The 1,459-nt window shown below is 53.1% G+C and carries 1 protein-coding gene; it reads left to right on the top strand.

Features of this window, described 5'->3' with window-relative positions; translation table 11 throughout:
• The first annotated feature begins 50 nt into the window (after positions 1-50).
• A protein-coding gene (locus AC1Q6I_RS34730; RefSeq protein WP_404940672.1) for an IS3 family transposase occupies positions 51-1,426 on the top strand; the annotation gives its coding sequence in 2 pieces (ribosomal slippage) (positions 51-542 and positions 545-1,426; 1,374 coding nt in all).
• Positions 1,427-1,459: the final 33 nt, after the last annotated feature.

Genomic DNA, 1,459 nt, shown 5'->3' with positions numbered 1-1,459 from the left:
TGAAGTGCGCCCCAGAAGTTGGACACCCATCCAATTTCTGGGGCGTTTTCATGAGCAAGTACACCACGCAGTTCAAGCTATCTGCCATCACCGCTTTCCTTGAGCGAGGCCGAGGGTTTCGCCGGGTCGCCGCTCAATTTCAAATGGACCCCACCTTGCTTCGTCGTTGGGTCGAGGCTTATCGATTACACGGTGAGGCCAGCTTGAGCAGTACCGGCCAGCGTTACAGTGCCTTGTTCAAGTTCTCTGTTCTGCGGCGCATGTGGGATGACTCCCTTTCCTTGCGCCGCGCAGCGGCGCTTTTCAACTTGGGGGATTCCACTCAGGTGGGCAGATGGCAACAGCAGTATTACAGTGGCGGTATTGAAGCCCTGGAGTCAGGGAAAAGAGGACTGAGCACCGCTATGCCTAAACCACCTGCTAAACCACGCAAAACCGCTGCCCCACTCACCAGCCCTGAGCCTGAGCACAAGACGTTACTTGATGAGCTCCAATACCTACGGATGGAGAACGCTTATCTAAAAAAGCTTGGGGAGTTAGGCGAGGCGGTGATGAGGCGGGAGAAAGAACAGAAGAAAAAGCCCGATTAGTCAGTGAGCTTAAGCAACACTTTCCCTTGCGTGACTTGCTCAAGCTAGTGAGCCTTGCGCGAAGTACGTACTACTACCAACTCAAGGCGATGGGCGTTGCGGACCGATTTTCCTCGATCAAAGCTTCTATCCAGACCATCCAAAACGAGCATAAGGGCCGCTTTGGTTACCGTCGGATGACGCTAGAACTACGTAAAGAAAGATCGCTGATCAACAGTAAAACGGTACGACGACTGATGGGGGAGCTGGGTCTGAAATGCACGGTGCGGCCTAAGAAATACAGGTCGTATAAAGGGCCGATGGGCGAAGTGTCGCCCAACACCTTGGCTCGTCAGTTCGAGGCTGAGCAACCGAATCAGAAATGGGTGACGGATGTCACCGAGTTCAAAGTGGCCGGCAAAAAGCTGTACTTGTCCCCAGTTTTGGACTTGTACAACGGAGAAATCGTGGCCTATCAGACGGCAATACGTCCCCAATATGCCTTGGTGGGCGAGATGCTGGAAAAAGCTATTGAAGGCTTACCTGAGGGCGGCAAGCCAATGCTGCATTCAGATCAAGGCTGGCACTATCGATATCCAAAGTACCGGGAAAGGCTAGAAAAAGCAGGGCTGGAGCAAAGCATGTCACGCAAAGGAAACTGCCATGACAACGCCACAATGGAGAGTTTCTTCGGCACGCTGAAGTCAGAGTTCTACTATCGGGAAAGCTTTGAAAGCGTGGAGCAGTTGCAAGCGGGGCTGGATGAGTACATCCATTACTACAACCATAAGCGAATCAAAGTGAAGCTTGGCGGACTGAGCCCTGTAGCGTACAGGACCCGGTCCGCTGTAGCCTAACCAACAGCTGTCCAGCTTTTGGGGCGCACTTCA

The sequence above is a fragment of the Pseudomonas sp. MPR-R2A5 genome, from assembly GCF_058793055.1.
This window is presented reverse-complemented; position numbering and strand designations above follow the sequence as displayed.